Origin of the sequence: Clostridium sp. AF50-3 (assembly GCF_003477445.1) — a bacterium.
Taxonomy (GTDB): domain Bacteria; phylum Bacillota; class Clostridia; order Lachnospirales; family Lachnospiraceae; genus Otoolea; species Otoolea fessa.
The window spans coordinates 1-13944 of record NZ_QUDH01000027.1 but is presented as its reverse complement, the minus strand read 5'-3'; the positions used below and the strand labels follow the sequence as shown (position 1 = coordinate 13944).

The 13944-nt window shown below is 38.8% G+C and carries 18 protein-coding genes and 1 pseudogene; 5 read left to right on the top strand and 14 right to left on the bottom strand.

The genetic code is table 11. The features are described from left to right. Window positions 1-21: 21 nt before the first annotated feature. From DW085_RS18070 to DW085_RS19355, 13 genes and pseudogenes are all read right to left on the bottom strand, one after another. Window positions 22-501: a hypothetical protein gene (locus DW085_RS18070; protein WP_118482267.1), complete on the bottom strand. Its 480-nt coding sequence runs from the start codon at window positions 499-501 to the stop codon at window positions 22-24. A 116-nt stretch (window positions 502-617) separates the two neighbouring features. Further along, window positions 618-773, bottom strand: a complete 156-nt coding sequence (locus tag DW085_RS19360) for a hypothetical protein (protein WP_182426611.1) — start codon at window positions 771-773, stop codon at window positions 618-620. Window positions 774-1018: 245 nt separating this feature from the next. Beyond that, a pseudogene (locus DW085_RS18065) lies at window positions 1019-1717 on the bottom strand (site-specific integrase). Window positions 1718-1758: 41 nt separating this feature from the next. Next, window positions 1759-2094 carry a hypothetical protein gene (locus DW085_RS18060; protein ID WP_243017771.1) on the bottom strand — a complete coding sequence of 112 codons (336 nt, stop codon included), beginning with the start codon at window positions 2092-2094 and terminating at the stop codon, window positions 1759-1761. Between the two features lie 45 nt (window positions 2095-2139). After that, window positions 2140-2379, bottom strand: coding sequence for a hypothetical protein (locus DW085_RS18055; protein ID WP_005609451.1), 240 nt, complete (start codon window positions 2377-2379; stop codon window positions 2140-2142). A 116-nt stretch (window positions 2380-2495) separates the two neighbouring features. Next, window positions 2496-2852: a winged helix-turn-helix domain-containing protein gene (locus tag DW085_RS20070; RefSeq protein ID WP_243015324.1), complete on the bottom strand. Its 357-nt coding sequence runs from the start codon at window positions 2850-2852 to the stop codon at window positions 2496-2498. Between the two features lie 372 nt (window positions 2853-3224). Then, a complete protein-coding gene (locus DW085_RS18040; RefSeq protein ID WP_055176454.1) occupies window positions 3225-3749 on the bottom strand; it encodes a flavodoxin family protein in 525 nt (174 codons plus the stop codon). A 300-nt stretch (window positions 3750-4049) separates the two neighbouring features. Continuing rightward, a complete protein-coding gene (locus DW085_RS18035) occupies window positions 4050-4634 on the bottom strand; it encodes a methionine--tRNA ligase subunit beta (protein ID WP_243034084.1) in 585 nt (194 codons plus the stop codon). 68 nt (window positions 4635-4702) lie between these two features. Continuing rightward, window positions 4703-5935: a site-specific integrase gene (locus tag DW085_RS18030; protein ID WP_002596379.1), complete on the bottom strand. Its 1233-nt coding sequence runs from the start codon at window positions 5933-5935 to the stop codon at window positions 4703-4705. A gap of 46 nt (window positions 5936-5981) precedes the next feature. Further along, window positions 5982-6164, bottom strand: a complete 183-nt coding sequence (locus DW085_RS18025; protein WP_002596378.1) for a hypothetical protein — start codon at window positions 6162-6164, stop codon at window positions 5982-5984. A 107-nt stretch (window positions 6165-6271) separates the two neighbouring features. Next, window positions 6272-6454, bottom strand: a complete 183-nt coding sequence (locus DW085_RS20065; protein WP_002596377.1) for a DUF6462 family protein — start codon at window positions 6452-6454, stop codon at window positions 6272-6274. Window positions 6455-6995: 541 nt separating this feature from the next. Continuing rightward, entirely contained in the window at window positions 6996-7325 is a 330-nt protein-coding gene (locus DW085_RS18015; RefSeq protein ID WP_002596376.1) for an HTH domain-containing protein, read from the bottom strand. A gap of 3 nt (window positions 7326-7328) precedes the next feature. Continuing rightward, a complete protein-coding gene (locus DW085_RS19355) occupies window positions 7329-7490 on the bottom strand; it encodes a hypothetical protein (protein ID WP_182430946.1) in 162 nt (53 codons plus the stop codon). 385 nt (window positions 7491-7875) lie between these two features. On the opposite strand from DW085_RS19355, the gene DW085_RS18010 reads away from it, so the two are divergent. The 5 genes from DW085_RS18010 (at window position 7876) to DW085_RS17990 (ending at window position 12559) form a co-directional block, all read left to right on the top strand. Next, window positions 7876-8217 carry a MobC family plasmid mobilization relaxosome protein gene (locus DW085_RS18010; protein ID WP_002596375.1) on the top strand — a complete coding sequence of 114 codons (342 nt, stop codon included), beginning with the start codon at window positions 7876-7878 and terminating at the stop codon, window positions 8215-8217. Beyond that, complete coding sequence (locus tag DW085_RS18005; protein ID WP_002596374.1) at window positions 8166-9569, top strand: relaxase/mobilization nuclease domain-containing protein; 1404 nt, start codon at window positions 8166-8168, stop codon at window positions 9567-9569. The genes DW085_RS18010 and DW085_RS18005 overlap by 52 nt, the downstream gene beginning before the upstream one ends. A 217-nt stretch (window positions 9570-9786) precedes the next feature. Continuing rightward, a complete protein-coding gene (locus tag DW085_RS18000) occupies window positions 9787-10134 on the top strand; it encodes a helix-turn-helix transcriptional regulator (RefSeq protein ID WP_002596373.1) in 348 nt (115 codons plus the stop codon). 231 nt (window positions 10135-10365) lie between these two features. Continuing rightward, entirely contained in the window at window positions 10366-10752 is a 387-nt protein-coding gene (locus tag DW085_RS17995) for a BlaI/MecI/CopY family transcriptional regulator (protein ID WP_002596372.1), read from the top strand. A 1-nt stretch (window position 10753) separates the two neighbouring features. Continuing rightward, on the top strand, window positions 10754-12559 hold the full coding sequence (locus tag DW085_RS17990; RefSeq protein WP_002596371.1) for a BlaR1 family beta-lactam sensor/signal transducer: 1806 nt from the start codon (window positions 10754-10756) through the stop codon (window positions 12557-12559). 141 nt (window positions 12560-12700) lie between these two features. Here the strand turns inward: DW085_RS17990 and DW085_RS17985 are convergent, their stop codons facing one another. Continuing rightward, window positions 12701-13696, bottom strand: a complete 996-nt coding sequence (locus DW085_RS17985) for a hypothetical protein (RefSeq protein WP_002596370.1) — start codon at window positions 13694-13696, stop codon at window positions 12701-12703. Window positions 13697-13944: the final 248 nt, after the last annotated feature.

The following is a 13944-nucleotide window of genomic DNA, read 5'->3' as shown; positions in this document are numbered from 1 at the left end:
GCATAAGCAATGGTGTCCTCTCTATTTTCCAAGTTCTTCTTCCATAATATTCCTAATCGCTTTAATATCCGTAAAAGTCAATTTTATTCCACGATTATACATAGCCAGTACTTCATTCAGATTTTCAACAAGTACCTTATCCAACTTTTTATGTATCGTTACAGGCTGTTCCTGAATCGTATGAACATGGTCAAAATATTTTTCAATAACAGGAAATGTATTCTGTATCAAAAAAGCATTTTCTTTCCCTGCAAATAATCCAATCACTATCGTATTGCATTTACCATATCGTTTCTTTTTCTTTTCAACGATTTCCTTGTATTTCTCAGCTTGTGAGCTAATTGGTATCATCCAATACAATTTTGGATTTTTTCTATCCTGAATTGCATAGTAATGAGGACGATAGTTCCCCTGTTCCTTATTACTCATCAAATATTTATCCTGAACCAAGTCAAAAAATTCATCCTTGATATGATACGAATATCCCTGTTGTATCTCCATAAATAACCTTTCCTATGTGATAAAATTCCCCATCAGAATTCACTGATGGGGAACATTTACAAACTATACTATTTTTATCCCACCTGTATAGCAAGTGGCTTCATTTACGAACTGAATTATTTATACCCCGCACCATCAGCAAGCGGCAAACATTTACTTCTATCTTTAGTATATACAGTTTCTCTGAATTTAGCAACCTGTTTTTTAAGTTTAGAAATATTTTTTACTATATCATGGCTCATCATTTGTCGTAACTCTGTCGTAAAATACAAATTTAAGCCTCTTAAATTGCTTGAAAACGCCCTGTTTTCGGCATTTTATTTCTCCAAACTCTTCATCGTCGGGAATTTTTTTAATTTTTCTTCATTACCCTTCGTGATGCTTCGCTGTGCTATTTCTATTAAATTGTCTTCTCTTCATTACCATTCATGATGAATCATTGTAAAATCATATCTGTTGTCAATTTGATCTCATTTGGTTATTTCTGTTGTCAGATGAAAGGGTTCATAAGCCCTTCTTAAAATACATCCATTGTTGCAGCCAAATGTTCAAATGTTTCCTGTTTTTTCTTCTCTGTCGCTTCTGCATAGATATCCACAGTGGTCTGAATATCCTTATGCCCCATGATCGACTGGATTATTTTCAGGTTCGTTTCTCTTTCACAAAGCCTTGTGCAAAATGTGTGTCTCAAGCTGTGCGCTGAAAAATCCGGCAAGAGCACCGGCTCCCGGTGCTCTTTTTTGCCTCTATTTCTTCTGTTGCGTTATAAGCAGATGAGATTCTCTTGATTGCCCGATTAACTGACTGGGCATTCATTATATTTCCATAACGGTTACAGAAAACAAAGCCTGTCATCCCATCAATCTCTGCATCTGTCCAGCCATTTTCTTTCTGCTCTTCCCAGATCATTTCAAAAGCATCTTTCACTGTATCCAACATGGGAATCGTACGCATTCCGGCTTCTGTTTTCGGCGTTGAAATGTGATTTTCCGATGCCCGGTCTTCTCCTACCGGATAATACGTTAGATTATATATCCAGACCGTCCATCTGATCTTTCATGAGCTGTGCTTCTTTTTCCCGAAGCGTTACAAGGTCTTGTGCATAAACATATTTACGTCTTCCGAGAGGATCCGTATAAGTATATACATATCTTCCGTCTGAACGTCTCTGTGATTCACCTTTTTGCATGAAAAAAGCAGCTAACCTATTTTTCATAGACTAACTGCTCGTATTTTAGTTCCATATTCAGTTTTATTCTACAAATCCGACAGTGAACTTCGGTCGTATGCGCCATTTTTCTTATCTTCCGGATGTGGTTCCAGTCCGATAATTGTAATATCTTTCTGGTCTGGTCCATAAACCCAGTACATTCTCATTGCGCCACTGGTTTTATTTTCCAGATATGATTGCCACACTTTCATTCCATAACGTCTGGATAATGGCTCTATTTCATGGGTTTGAAGACTCGGATAACCCGGATCAGCCGACAACAGCTTTAAAGCCTTTCCCCATTTTTTATACAACTGTTCTTCCTTCTTTTTTATATTACCGGAACGATATTTCTCCTGCAGATCTAACCAAAGTTCCTGCATTTCAGGAATTCCCATTCATATATTAAAATTCATCTCTTATTCCTTTTAAAAATCTGACAGGTCAATAGCCGGGGAAACATCGCCTCTCTTAAAGTTACTTACTGCACGATCCATATCTGCCAGAGTTCTGGCTGAAATGCTCTCTGGCACTGCCAGTTCCCGAGGTTCCAGAATAATGCAGCCATTTCCGTATTCTTTTACATTGTAATACTGATAAGCAGCTCCTCTGAGCGTAATTCTTTTTTTGTTATCCAGATGGGCAACATAATCTTTCATCGCTTCCATTACCAACACCTCCTACGCAAGCATTTGTGTGGGAAATCCCACCTCTTATTATTATAATACGCTTTTCTATATTATCTGTCAATCTACTTTTACTTACTCCTGATACTTGAAAGTATTCATGCACCGGCAGACGGCAGGTGGCAGATGAGTCCGACATAACTAAGCTCTTTAATAGCAAAATTAAACTTAAAATCAAATTTTTTGTACTGATTTCCTGTTTTATTAGATGTATATAGTTTCTGTTCAAATTCAGCAATATGCTCATCTAACTCACTAATTCTGTCTCTAATTTCAGAACGCTCTAACTGTCCACCTGCTTCCTGAAGGACTTCACTCATTTGGACAAAGGGGTATGAAATGCACACCCAAAATCGCTGCTTTTCAAAAAATTTTTCAAAAAATTTTTCGAAATAAAAAAAGCCGCCTGCTCCGGTTAGGAAACAGACGACAAAACACGTTCTAAATGTATTCAATTTTCAATTTCTTTTTCTTTGCTTCAAGCACCTTACATAGAACATCATCTACTGCATCGGTGTATCGTCCCTGAGCTGCTAAATTGTTCTTCAGTGCAATGAGTGATTGTATCACTGGGCTTCGTTCTTCTTCATTTAAGTATCAGGTGTAAGCGGTAAGTTCTTCTCCGACCACTCCGAAACAAGCTCCGGGTGTACTTCTGCTAAACTGTTGTTCATAGCCAAACCTCAACCTCCTTGTGCTTAGAGTATATGAAGTTTTGGCTTTATCTTGTAGTTTGCGAATATCTGTATAAATAGAAAAAGCCCTTTGAGAAAAGGATTTCTCCTCTCTCAAAGGGCAAGTTGGCAAACTGGAATTTGGTGTGTGCTTTATAAATTTTTTCCGATCCACTCAAGTTCGTTCATGGAATCCTTATTTTTTTCAAGTTCATCTCTGGCTGTTGCGTAATATGATTTTTTGAAAAGCATATCCCATGAAAGATATTTTGCCATACAGTCAAACTGCTTATCAATCAGCTCATACTGGATACTGCCTACGGGAGAACCACCTACAACAATTGTGCCAACTTTTTTGTTTTTTAACTGCAATCCACGGCAGTAGCACTTATCAATGATAAGTTTCAATTGTGCTGACATTCCCCACCAATAAACTGGTGTAGCAAAAAGAATCATATCTGCGGCAGCAATTTTATCAATTGTAGAATTTGTATCATCCTTGTCGACGCATCCCTTAGAGCATTGACAGACACCACATCCCTTGCATGGTGCAATGTTGAGTTTGTCGGGTTCAATGATTTCAATTTTATTCTTTTCTGACGCTCCTTTTATAAATGCATTGATTGCTGCCAGCGTATTTCCTTTTCTGGCACTTCCATTAATGATTACAATTTTCATGCGTGTATCCTCCAACTTCCGATTTGTATTTCTGTTTGTTTTAAAATGGGCAACTCCGATTGGAATTGCCCACTCATTGCACTAATTATGCGATTTTTTCTTGCTTGCACCGATTTCTGCATCAATTGATGTAAGTTTGATGTAAATCGCTGCTTTTTCAGTTTTTTATCAAATGAAGTACGTCCCGTCTATTCGGTAAAATGGTACATCTTTACATCACGTCGACTGGCGTCTCCGTGCGTTTTTCGCCTTATGTCGGTGTTCGCAAGCGCACACCGCCGCAAGGCTCAGTTTCTCATCTTAATAGAGCTTTGCACCTGCCGGAATATGGTTATCAACCATCAGAAGATGAAGTTTTTCTTCGCCCTCTTCCTCATGGATTGCACTAAGTAACATTCCACAAGAATCAATTCCCATCATGGCTCTTGGTGGCAGATTTGTGATTGCAATCAGTGTCTTTCCAACTAACTCTTCCGGCTCATAAAAGCTATGAATACCGCTTAAAATGGTTCTGTCTGTGCCTGTTCCGTCATCAAGAGTAAACTGTAACAGTTTCTTTGACTTCGGTACTGCAACGCACTCTTTAACCTTTACTGCACGGAAATCTGACTTGCTGAATGTATCAAAATCAACCATTTCTTCAAACAATGGCTCGACTTTTACCTTAGAAAAATCAATCTTTTCAACCGATTTTTCAGCCTCTGCTGGAGCTGCTTCGGAAGTCTTGGAAGCTTTCTTATCAGCGTCCAGTGACTTCATTGTCGGGAATATAACCGAAGCTAATCCACCACAGTCCAAATAAGTTGATAAACGCTTTTTTACACGATTTTCATTATATATCGCCAGTCCATATTTGTCCACCAAAATCCAACAAACTAATGTCATTTTGATGTATTCTGACTTTTTTGATGTCAGGTTTGTCTTGGAAATCGTCCCCTTGCAAGGACTTCTTCCTAAAATATATCACTATTATTTTCCAGAGCTTTAATTGCTTCCTTTTTCTTCACATCTGTTGCTTCCGCATAAATATCCATCGTTGTTTCAATATTTGCATGACCCATAATACTTTGAATCACTTTCAGATTTCTTTCATTTTCACAAAATCTGGTGCAAAATGTGTGTCGGATATGATGACACGAAAAATGAGGAATCAATACCGGGCGTCTGCTCTCCCGTTTTGCCTTAATAATTTCTTCGGCATTGTAGGCTTCGTAAATTCTTTTGATTGCACTGTTGATTACGCTGGGTTTATGGATAATTCCGTCTTTATTGCAAAAGATAAACCCACTCATACCATCAACCACTTGCACATTAAAACCGGTTTCTTTCTGTGCTTCGTATTCATCCTTAAATGCCTGTTCTACAGCCTGCATCATCGGAATAGTACGAATCCCGGCTTCTGTCTTTGGCGAAGAAATATGAAATTCACTCTTTCCATTCTCCATTACTCGATAGATAGCCGCATGGTTTATACTAATGGTTTTATTCTCATAATCCAAATCTTCCCAACGCAGCCCTATCATTTCTCCTATGCGACATCCCGTTCCAAAAAGTGCTGTAAACAGTGGCAACCAATGGCAATACACAGGACTGTTCGATACATAATTCAAAAATGCTCTCTGCTGTTCCAATGTAAGTGCGTGTCTTATGCCCTTATTCTTTCCATTCGCCTTTTTGATTTCTGCCATTACACCGCTTGCCGGATTATTGCGTATCACATTGTCCCTAACTGCCATCTGAAAGGTTGGGTGCAGAATCGTATGAATATTATCCAATGTATTCGCCTGTAACCCCAATATGTTCATCAACGAACAATAAAAGAATTTCACATCAGAATACTTTATATCATTGATGATTCTTTTTCCAAAAGTATCTCTGACAAAACGGTTATACATATACTTATAATTTACCCGTGTGTGTTCTTTCAAATCATACTTCGTTGAAATATACCTGTCAAATGCATAGTTCAAAGTTGTCTTTCCACTGCAATAGCTTTCAAGACCGTCCAACTGATTGCGAACAAGTTCTTTTTCCTTTTCCCTTAACTCCAACAGGTCATTTGAATAAACGACCCGCCTTTTACCTGTCGAATCGGTGTACTGGTAGATATACCTTCCGTCGTTTTTCCTCTGACTTTCGCCTTTCCTTAATACTCTGCCTTTTGAATCTTTTCTCGACATTGACATTATGTACCACCTTCCTCTCAATATAAGAAAGAGGTCACAAATGCCATTACTCATTCTCGGTATTATCCTGCTCTTGCAGCTTTCTAAATCCTTGAACAAGCGTCTGTGTTATGGTCAGATCATGAGAGCTGGCATACTCTGTTATATCTGTATGCTCATCTTTTGTAAGACGGATGAATACACCTTCACTTCTCGGATTTTCTAACTTAGGTCTACCCATTCTTGCCATCCGTCAACACCTGCCTTTCATAACCTGACTTCATTTTACTACTTGTATATCAAAAAGTCAAATGCTTTTTGATATACAATAATTCGTTTTCCTCTTTCTTATCATGTCTACGCCCGAAAAGATTCCAAATACTCCTCAAAAATCTTCACGTTTACCAATGTGATACGGTTAATTTTATAAACAGCACGAGCATCCTGTGCCAATTTCATAAAGCTGTGTTTACTCATAGAATACCTCTCCGCACCCTCGTCATACCTTATAAAATTTTTTGTGTTCACTTTTGCCTGCATTCTTCCACCTACCTTTTCAAAGTGTGTTCTTTTTCTCTTGCTATGGTTATGGCATATCTGCCAATAAAAACATACTTAACAAACAAATATGCTTTTATTGGAAGATATTAAAAAATCCGTACAGGTGGCAGCTCATTACACTACCCACATCGGTATCGCACCGTCATCTTATCTGACCGGACTAAGCCGGAAGTATCATTATCAAAAATATGTATCAACGCCTCCGTGTAACTGCTACACATTTATGCCGGATATTTCTCGCTCCACACCTTAACTTCAATATCTGCTTTCAATATTCCTTCGTATCCACCTCTGCCAAAGGCAAAAGCAGGTGTCTTATGGCGTATCCTCAAAGCGGCTCCACATATTCCACACGTCCTGTACGCATTGGTTTATGAAATTGTCAAGGTACAATCGCAGACATCGTCTGCATTTTGGATAAAATCAAAGCTGAAATTGTCAGCCTAAAAAGCACATAAGCACACTTCCGTCTGCTATGAACGGTTCTGTAAAAATTATGTGCTTTATCAGAATGACAAGATCAAAGTTGTAATTTATCCGGTCCATATTTTCTTAGAACTTGAAATAAAACTTTTTTATGTATGCCCTCCGTCCAATCATATAATTCATGCAAGGCAGCTACTTCCATAGGTGTCAGCGAATTGGCATAAGGCTTGTAATCCTCTCTTATAAAAATTCCTCCGTTCTCTCCCTGTTTTGTATAAATCGGATAAACCGGAGTTAAAGCCTGAATATCATACTGTATCGTGCGAATGGAAACGCCAAATTCCTGTGCCAATTCATTCGCTGTTGTATGTCGTCTGATAATAAGAATATTGATTATTTCCGTTCTACGATGTACGGTATTCATGCTTCACCCCCTCTCTTCTGGTTTTCCAATTCTAATTTTAAATGCAGAATATGCAGTATCTTTGCTTATTCCCCTAAATTTCTCTGTAAATCTTTTATCTCTCTCCAGCCATTGACTTTCCCCTTTCCCATTGATAAAATCATAATGGATAGAATCAAAAATCATAAAAAGTCACACAAACTGCTATGGAGTTTTTACGGGCAATCCATGCCCTTATGAACCGTGGCAGTTTTTTATTGCTTCTGCCCAACTGCAAAGTCGAATTATCAACGCTATCCATAACAAGGGCGGTAACGCCCTACTGTGTTGCAAACCGCTCGCCTATACTCACGCAACACGCAAATTCCCTACGGGTAATTTGCAGAAGAATAGCAAGCACTGCCTGTGTTCCCTCACAGGCACCATTTCCGCAAGTTTCTACCAAGTGAAAACTTGCAGAAATTGGCTTGCATGGGGCATATCCCCCTGTCCCCCTAAAAGCAAAAAACAACCGCCGGCTACGGCATATTTGAAAATCTTTTATACAAATAAGGAAAGGACTGATACTGCAATGGCAAACCGAGAAAGACAAAATGAACTTAAAATCTATCTCAGCGATGACGAGCAATACATCTTAGATCAGAAATGGAAAGCCTCCGGCATGAAGAGCAAATCCGCATTTATTCGGCATCTGATTTTGTATGGCTATGTCTACGATGTAAACTACGAACACCTGCGGGAATACAACACCACGCTCGCCCGTATCGGCAATAATCTGAACCAGATTGCCAAGCGGATGAATGCTACTGGCAATGTTTATAAAGCCGATGTAAACGAAGTAAAGGAGCTGATGAAACAGGTATGGCAATCACAAAAATCCATGCTATCCAGGCAACCGTCCATAAGGCAGTAAACTATATCTGTAATCCCCAAAAAACAGATGAAAGTATTCTCATTTCTTCCTTCGGATGCAGTCCTGAAACCGCTGCCTTTGACTTCAAATTTGCTCTGTCAAAAACAAATCAGGCAGACCCCAACAAAGCCTTTCATCTGATACAGGCTTTCGCTCCGGGAGAGGTATCTTATAAGGAAGCACATCAGATCGGTGTGGAGCTTGCCAACAAGCTGTTAGAGGGGAAATTTTCTTATATCGTTTCCACTCATATTGATAAAGGTCACGTTCACAACCACATCATTTTCTGTGCCGCAGATAATGTGAATCACGAAAAATATCATGACTGTAAACAGACCTACTACCACATTCGCCGCCTGAATGATGAGCTGTGTTCCAAGCATCAGTTATCCGTCATTTCTCCCACAAACCAGCGTGGTAAAAGTTATAAAGAATGGACATCCGGCAGAAATGGCACCTCGTGGAAAATCAAGCTCAAGCAGGACATTGATGAAGCAATTCAAAACGCTGATACATATGAACAGTGCATGGAGCTGATACGGGCAAAAGGTTATGAAATCAAAGGCGAAACCATTGGAGGAAACGCCTTAAAGTACATTTCCTTCCGCCCCCTTGACCGGGAGCATTTTGTCCGTGGCAGCTTAAAGTCTTTGGGTGCAGAATACACCAAAGAACGGATTAAGGAACGGGTAGAAACAAAGGCTTTAGCACAGACACAAAAACGTGTCCCATTCCCTGCCCGAAAGAAACCTCTTATCAAGGATTATTCTTCCCGAACGCTCATTGACACCTCGGAAGAAAAGTTCACGCAAAGCCCCGGTCTGCAGCATTGGGCAGCGATTGAAAATCTCAAAATCGCTGCCAGCAGTTACAGTAAAGCAGGTTCTATCATCGAGCTTGAAAAACAGATTGAAAGTAAGTCTGTTCTTGCAAAAACCGCACGGAACAGTCTTGTGGAAACAGAACGTCAGCTAAAGGATTTAGGACAGATATTGAAATACGCTGAACAATATCAGAGCAATCATATCTATCACATCCGTTACCGGAAATCGAAAGACCCTGACGCTTATCTCCGCCACCATGAAACAGAACTCCTGCTCCATGACGGTGCAGAAAATATGCTGAAACGCTTTGGAATCAGCTTAAAACATTTTGATATTGATAAGTTTCGTAATGATTACAATGCTCTGTATGCCAAGAAAGAAGCCTTGCAGAAAACCTATAAATCTGCTGAAAAAGACATACAGGCTCTCAACCGAAAACTGGATAATCTGAACCAGTATCTTGACCGGACTCCGGGACAGGAACAGACCACAAACCACAAACCGGAAAAAGACTTTACAACGCTCTGATTTCCCCACAAAAAAGGTGTATCGCGTTGAAGTTTTATACTTCTTTGCGATACACCTTAGTGTGTAATATGCTGCTATCTCAAAACTTTTCACTATTCTTTTTCTATGTATTTTCCCATACTTTACATCCATGTATTACGCTCCATATCTACACTGTATTCTATTGCAATTCACTCGTTTTAATAGGTATTGTAAACTACTATCGAGGTGAATTATAATGCATGACATAAAACAAATTCTTGCCATTGCAGTGCGTGAAGCCCGTACCGAACTCGGACTTTCACAAGAAAAGCTGGCTGAAACTCTTAATATGGATACCCGCACCATACTAAATATTGAAGCCGGACGTGGTAACCCCAAATATGATAAGCTGTATCCTTTGATTACATATCTGAAGATACCCGCCGATAAGATTTTCTACCCAGCCAACGCAAACCAACATCCAAATCTCCAAAAACTCCTGACCCTGCTGAATGACTGCACGGAACAGGAGGCTGCGGATTTATTGCCTATGGTTCGTTATCTGCTTGATCTGCTGCACAAGCAAGACCATCCAACTCTGTAAGAATGCCAATAGACTCCTTGTGACTCTATTGGTTTTCTTATTTTCAAAGCACTTTATTTACAATTTCAATCATCCTGATTCCACTCCTTTTTTTAATTCTTACTTATGTAATATTTGAATTATTACATAAGTAAGATTTCAAGTCAATCTATTTTCTCTTAAATTGACAACTACACAAATAACATCTATAATATTTTTATTACAGCCGTAAGATTTAAGGAGGGATTTGAAATGAGCGATTTACCACAGATTTCTGAAGCTGAATTTGAAGTTATGAAAATCGTATGGAAACATGCGCCGATCAGCACCAATGAAATAACTGATAAATTATTACAGACTACGAGCTGGAGTCCAAAAACAATACAAACTCTAATTAAACGTCTAGTGAACAAGGGCGTTCTGACTTATGAAAAACAAAGTCGGGTGTTTGTTTACACTCCAGTTGTGAAAGAAAGTGAATACATCGGTCAGGAAAGTAACTCTTTTCTAGAACGATACTACGATGGAGACATCACTGCCATGCTGTCTGCATATATAGAAAATGACAGACTGTCCGAAACGGAAATAGACACTCTCCGCTCTCTTCTTTCCAAGAGGTCAAAAAAAGGAGGTAATTAACATGGCTGATTTTATGATACGCTTTTTAATATGCAATGTATTTATCAGCGGTATCATCGGAATTCTTTTGATAGCCAAGCGGATATTCAAAGGCAACCTATCCAGCCGGATGCAGTATAATCTGTGGTTCCTGCTACTTGGATTGTTGGTAGTTCCTTTTATACCGTTCCGTTTAATTGGGTTTCCGCAAATTCTCTCGTGGCTCAGTAGCCTGAAAAGTTCTCCTACTTCTGGCACCAGAACCGCCATAGGAGAAGCTGTTGGGATCAATCCAGCCGGAAATGCAGACTGGATGAATGACTTTGCCCTTTCGGTAAATAGTGAGACTCCATCCAGCATCGGATACATACTATTTGGAATATGGCTTGTAGGCATCCTTGCAATGATTATATTGGTAATCAAGTCCTCTATCCGCTTACAGAACTTGAAAAAATCTGCACTTCCCCTTCAGAACCCGGAAGTCCGAAAACTATATCATCGATGTATGAAAGAAATGGGAATTAACAGAAATCTCCATGTTTACAGTACTGCATTTTTGAAATCTCCGATTATTGTGGGGCTTTTGAAACCTTGTATTTATCTGCCGATTCATCTCATCTCAGATTATAACGAATCGGACATGCGATACATGCTGTTACACGAGCTACAGCACTATAAGCACAAAGATGCTATTGCCAACTATCTAATGAACTTTGCCGGAGTAATATATTGGTTCAATCCTCTTGTCTGGTATGCTCTGAAAGAAATGCGTAATGACAGAGAGGTTGCCTGTGACACCTCTGTTTTAAAGATGCTTGAGGAGGATGATTATGCAGATTATGGTAATACACTGATCAATTTTGCGGAAAAGATTTCACTTACTCCATTTCCGTTTGCCGCCGGTCTTGGTGGAAACATGAAGCAGATGAAACGGAGAATTATCAACATTGCATCTTATGAGAAGCCGACATTTATAAAAAGAGTAAAAGGTATGACTGCATTCATGTTGACTGCTGTCCTTCTCCTTGGATTCGCACCTTTTATTTCTACATACGCAGCAGATGGAAGCCACTACCAATGGGATTCCTCTTCTGAGAATATTTCCTATGTAGACCTCTCCACATACTTCGGAGAATACGAAGGCAGCTTTGTTTTATACGATTTGGAAAACGATGCATGGAGTATACATGACATGGAGCATGCCACCTTACGGGTTGCTCCAAACTCCACCTACAAGATATACGATGCTTTGTTCGGATTGGAAGAAGGCGTCATTACACCGGAAAATTCGTTCATTGCATGGAATGGAGAAACCTATCCATTTGAAGCATGGAACGCAGATCAGACCTTACAGTCTGCAATGAACTCCTCTGTGAATTGGTATTTTCAAGCAGTAGACGAACAGCTTGGAACCTCTGACGTTTACAGCTATGTTCAAGAAATCGGATATGGTAACGAAAACATGAGTGGCGATTTCTCCTCTTATTGGATGGAATCCTCCTTGGAAATCTCTCCAATAGAACAGGTCGAACTTTTAACCAAGCTGCAGAATAACAGTTTCGGCTTCGCCCCTGAAAATATCAATGCAGTAAAAGATGCCATCTGCCTTTCAGCTTCCGATGCCGGAACATTCTACGGAAAGACCGGAACTGGCCGTGTGAATGGACAGGATGTAAACGGATGGTTCATCGGTTATATCGAAACTGCAGATAATACATACTTTTTTGCCACCAACATTAGTGCAGACAGCGATGCTACTGGCGGCAACGCAACTGAAATAACCATGTCTATCTTATCAGACATGAATATCTGGGTATCACAGAAATAACAAAAACGAGTAAAGGTTAACTGTAGAATTAACTTTTACTCGTTTTTTCGAGGCTTATAAATATTAAATGTTTTTCTCCCTTTTCGGAAAAGTGAGTTGTTAAATTACAGCTTTCTGTACATCATCGGGTGCTTTCCCGAATTAATGCCAATCATTTGTTTTCTCATCCGTAATCTCCAATGTCTCAGTATCTATTAGATAGAAATCCACAACCTTGGTGGAAGCTACTTCATTACCGGATTTGTCTTTGAATTTAATTTGATAAACATATTCTCTTGAACCATTTTCAACATAAGATTCATTAATAATAATGTAATGCGTTGCTATAGTTGAAATACCATCTTGCTCGTATACTTGCTCCGCAATATTAACGTAAGGATATCCCTTAGCCGAAATATTATATGCCAGAAACTCGCTGAGTTCATCCCCAGCCTTTACTCCTTGGTATGACTCGGTATTTCTGATATAAGTTGCAACAGCTGTTAGTTCCTTCTTATAGGACTGAAATTCTTCTGTCATAGGATAGCCGTCACTGTCTGTATCTATTGCTGTGTCATCCTCCTTCTTCTGTTGAGAAAATATATTTTCATTATCTATTCTCTCGTCTTCTGAATCATCAGTTATTTCAGTAGTATCATCCATTGCAGCATTTTCTTCTATCATACTATCATATTCGTAACCATCAACAAATGGATCAAATCCGCCTTTTCCAAAGTAATCAGTAAAAAGTACTTCATCACCTGTAATAAGTGGATTTCTGTATTCATAATAATCAACATATACCCGCAGAAAGGCTCTCACATAGGCAACACATTTTATTCCGTCTTTTTCAACTATATGCATCGGTTTATAAGTAAAAGCAAATATTAAAATGCAAATATAAGTCAAAGGTATGAGACAAATGGCTTCAACACATATTGCTACATATTTCACATAGTTCTTTCGTATTTTTAGCAATAATTGAAATATGCCCAACAATATTCCTATTGTTATGATTCCGATTACCGCATAATAAAACCATTCTATAAACTTCAGATGGAAAAGCGATAATATGCCGTGAGCACCTGCAAATAACGTAGCGGCTACAAGTGTATCTAAGAGTATATACTTAGAATAATGCTTTAAAATATCTTTCATCTGAAAGCCTCCTTGTCATGCAGACACAATTACAAATTTATATTTATACATTGATGGAGAGCGGGAACACAATTCCGAAAAGGGACATGTTTTTTCTTTTTTTAATTACTACTTTTTGCAATATTCATAAATATTAAATGGTTCTTCTCTTTTTTCAAATAAGATATCAGCTTCTTTAATAATCTTAATAAGTTCTTCTGTCTCTACACCTACTGTTTTTAGTACAAGTAACTTCTTTTCTATTCGTT

What these genes read in the sequence shown, in the direction of transcription:
- DW085_RS18070 (WP_118482267.1), bottom strand. Translation starts at nt 501, where the DNA reads ATGGAGATACAACAGGGATATTCGTATCATATCAAGGATGAATTTTTT.
- DW085_RS18060 (WP_243017771.1), bottom strand. Translation starts at nt 2,094, where the DNA reads ATGCAGGAACTTTGGTTAGATCTGCAGGAGAAATATCGTTCCGGTAAT.
- DW085_RS18055 (WP_005609451.1), bottom strand. Translation starts at nt 2,379, where the DNA reads ATGGAAGCGATGAAAGATTATGTTGCCCATCTGGATAACAAAAAAAGA.
- DW085_RS18040 (WP_055176454.1), bottom strand. Translation starts at nt 3,749, where the DNA reads ATGAAAATTGTAATCATTAATGGAAGTGCCAGAAAAGGAAATACGCTG.
- DW085_RS18035 (WP_243034084.1), bottom strand. Translation starts at nt 4,634, where the DNA reads ATGACATTAGTTTGTTGGATTTTGGTGGACAAATATGGACTGGCGATA.
- DW085_RS18030 (WP_002596379.1), bottom strand. Translation starts at nt 5,935, where the DNA reads ATGTCAATGTCGAGAAAAGATTCAAAAGGCAGAGTATTAAGGAAAGGC.
- DW085_RS18025 (WP_002596378.1), bottom strand. Translation starts at nt 6,164, where the DNA reads ATGGCAAGAATGGGTAGACCTAAGTTAGAAAATCCGAGAAGTGAAGGT.
- DW085_RS20065 (WP_002596377.1), bottom strand. Translation starts at nt 6,454, where the DNA reads ATGCAGGCAAAAGTGAACACAAAAAATTTTATAAGGTATGACGAGGGT.
- DW085_RS18015 (WP_002596376.1), bottom strand. Translation starts at nt 7,325, where the DNA reads ATGAATACCGTACATCGTAGAACGGAAATAATCAATATTCTTATTATC.
- DW085_RS19355 (WP_182430946.1), bottom strand. Translation starts at nt 7,490, where the DNA reads ATGATTTTTGATTCTATCCATTATGATTTTATCAATGGGAAAGGGGAA.
- DW085_RS18010 (WP_002596375.1), top strand. Translation starts at nt 7,876, where the DNA reads ATGGCAAACCGAGAAAGACAAAATGAACTTAAAATCTATCTCAGCGAT.
- DW085_RS18005 (WP_002596374.1), top strand. Translation starts at nt 8,166, where the DNA reads ATGGCAATCACAAAAATCCATGCTATCCAGGCAACCGTCCATAAGGCA.
- DW085_RS18000 (WP_002596373.1), top strand. Translation starts at nt 9,787, where the DNA reads ATGCATGACATAAAACAAATTCTTGCCATTGCAGTGCGTGAAGCCCGT.
- DW085_RS17995 (WP_002596372.1), top strand. Translation starts at nt 10,366, where the DNA reads ATGAGCGATTTACCACAGATTTCTGAAGCTGAATTTGAAGTTATGAAA.
- DW085_RS17990 (WP_002596371.1), top strand. Translation starts at nt 10,754, where the DNA reads ATGGCTGATTTTATGATACGCTTTTTAATATGCAATGTATTTATCAGC.
- DW085_RS17985 (WP_002596370.1), bottom strand. Translation starts at nt 13,696, where the DNA reads ATGAAAGATATTTTAAAGCATTATTCTAAGTATATACTCTTAGATACA.